The sequence below is a fragment of the uncultured Leptotrichia sp. genome (assembly GCF_938036635.1).
GTDB classification, from domain to species: Bacteria; Fusobacteriota; Fusobacteriia; order Fusobacteriales; family Leptotrichiaceae; genus Leptotrichia; species Leptotrichia hongkongensis.
Genome location: NZ_CALHQO010000244.1, coordinates 1 through 2,734 on the forward strand (window position 1 = coordinate 1; position 2,734 = coordinate 2,734).

The following is a 2,734-nucleotide window of genomic DNA, read 5'->3' on the forward strand; positions in this document are numbered from 1 at the left end:
TTTGGAACGTCGAAAGTTAATGAAAATGGTAATTTATCAATAGGAGGAGTAGATACAGTTGAACTCGTGAAAGAATTTAAAACGCCACTTTATGTGATGGATCAGGAGCTTATTGAAACAACGATAGATAAAATGAAAGCGGCATTTAAGTCAACGAGATTTAATACAAGAATTGCTTATGCTGGAAAAGCATTTTTATCAACAGGGATGATTAAACTGGTTGAATCAAAAGGGCTGGATTTGGATGTTGTTTCAGGCGGAGAACTTTATACTGCTTATAAAGCGGGATTTCCAATGAATAAAGTTCATTTACATGGAAATAATAAATTGGTAAATGAAATTGAAATGGCTGTCGAATTTGGGATTGATACGATTGTTGTTGATAATGAGGATGAAATTGATAAAATTGAGAGAATTTGCCGTGAGAAAGGGAAGAAGCAGGCTGTGCTTGTGAGAATCGATCCAGGAATAGAGGCACATACGCATCATTATATAAAAACTTCTGGGCTTACTTCAAAATTTGGAATTTCATTGTTTCAGGATAATTTATTTGATATAATTAAAAGGTTGAATGATAGCGAATGGATAGAATTTAAAGGATTTCATACGCATATCGGTTCGCAAATTTTCCAATCGGCGTTCTTTATATTTGCTTTAGATGAGATTTTTAAATATTTGGATAAATTGAAAAAGGAATTGGGAATAGTAGTTCACACAGTAAATATGGGTGGAGGATTTGGAGTTTACTATAAGGAAGGAGATGATCCGAAACCGATAGAGGAAGTACTTAGTGAAATAATAACATATACAGAAGCAATGGAAATTAAATATCAGATTGGATTTAAGGAACTTTGTATTGAGCCAGGAAGAAGTATCGTTGGAAATGCGGGAACTACTTTGTACGAAGTTGGAGGAATTAAGGAAACAGTCGGCGGAAAAACGTATGTGTTTATAGATGGAGGAATGTCGGACAATATAAGAACGGCATTATACCAGGCAGAATATGAAGCTGGAGTTGTAAACAAGCTAAATGATACAGATGTAAGAGAAATAACTTTGGCAGGAAAACTGTGTGAATCAGGGGATATTATCATTGAAAAAGGAAAATTGCCAAAAGCAACAGAAATTGGAGATATTGTGGCAGTAACGACAACAGGGGCATATTGTTACACAATGTCAAGCAACTATAACAGAATGATGCGACCAGCAGTTGTATTCGTAAAGGATGGAAAAACTAAAGTTGCGGTAAAGAGAGAAACACTGGATGATTTGATTAGAAATGATGAAATTTTTGATTTATAAAAAATAAGAAAGAGGTGAATTTATTGTGATTATTGTGCATAAATATGGTGGAACTTCGGTTGCTACAACGGAGAAAATAATGAATATCGCAAAATATTTGGGAAGTGTGAAGGATTCTGGAAACGATGTGGTTGTCGTGGTTTCAGCAATGGGAAAAACTACGGATGCCTTAATAAAATTGGCTCACGAAATTACTGATAAACCTGACTTGAGAGAAATGGACAGGCTGATGTCAACTGGAGAGCAGCAGACAATCGCATTACTAAGCATTGCTTTACAGACGCTTGGATACGAGGCTATCTCGCTTACAGGAGCTCAGGCTGGAATAAAAACGAGCGGACATTATACAAAAAACAGAATTGAGGACATTAACGGAAAAGAGATAAAAGAACATCTATCAAAAGGGAAAATTGTAGTTGTAGCTGGATTTCAGGGAGTAAATGAAGCTGGAGATGTGACAACTTTGGGACGTGGAGGATCTGATACATCGGCTGTTGCTCTAGCGGCTGCACTTGGAGGGAAATGTGAAATTTACACAGATGTAGATGGAATTTACTCAATTGATCCAAGAGTTTATAAAGATGCCAAAAAATTGCCAGTTGTTTCTTATGATGAAATGATGGAGCTGGCTTTTTTAGGAGCTGGAGTAATGGAGCCAAGAGCAGTTGAGCTTGGAAGCAAATATGGTGTAGAAATTTACGTTGGAAAATCGCTTGGAGAAAAAAACGGAACGATTATAACGTCAGTAGAAAAAACAAAGGAGAATAAGGAAATGGAGCAAAAAGTAATAACTGGAGTATCAATCAATGAAAATATGGTAATGGTAAACGTAGAGGAAATCCCAACAAATGCACAAAATGTGTATGAAATTTTTGAAAAAGCCGAAGCAAATGGAATAAATATTGACATAATAAGTCAAAATGACGTAACAAGCCATCACGGAAGTTTTGCCTTTACTTGTCCAAAAACAGACATTGCCGCACTTGAAAAAATTGGTGCAGAAATAGAAGCAGAATTTCCAAGAACATCGTTCATAATAAATCCTTACATTACAAAAGTTTCTGTAGTAGGAATAGGACTGATAAGCAACATTGGAGTTGCTGCCAAAATGTTTAGAATCCTTTCAGAAAACGACATAAGCTTCCATCAGGTTTCTACTTCTGAAATCAGTATTTCATTAGTTGTAGACGAAGTTATGGGGAAAAAAGTGGCTGAGTTATTTGCGAAGGAATTTGATTTGTAGAAGGAAGATTTGAATGAAAAAAATAGTAATTTTATTAATATTGATTATTGGAATGATTTCTTTTGGTAATAATTATCAAAATAATTCAGAACTTGAAGAAGAAGTTAAGAAAGTAATAAACAATTTTAATCAAACTGAAAAAGATAAATTATTTTCTGAATTAATAAAAAGGAAAACAAAATTAACACT

General features: G+C 34.6%; 2 protein-coding genes. Both read left to right on the forward strand.

Going from position 1 to position 2,734, the window contains the following annotated elements; genetic code table 11:
• On the forward strand, window positions 1-1,302 hold a 1,302-nt coding region (gene lysA, locus Q0370_RS04695; RefSeq protein WP_299572781.1), incomplete at its 5' end, for a diaminopimelate decarboxylase.
• A 25-nt stretch (window positions 1,303-1,327) separates the two neighbouring features.
• Window positions 1,328-2,545 carry an aspartate kinase gene (locus Q0370_RS04700; protein ID WP_021743937.1) on the forward strand — a complete coding sequence of 406 codons (1,218 nt, stop codon included), beginning with the start codon at window positions 1,328-1,330 and terminating at the stop codon, window positions 2,543-2,545.
• Window positions 2,546-2,734: the final 189 nt, after the last annotated feature.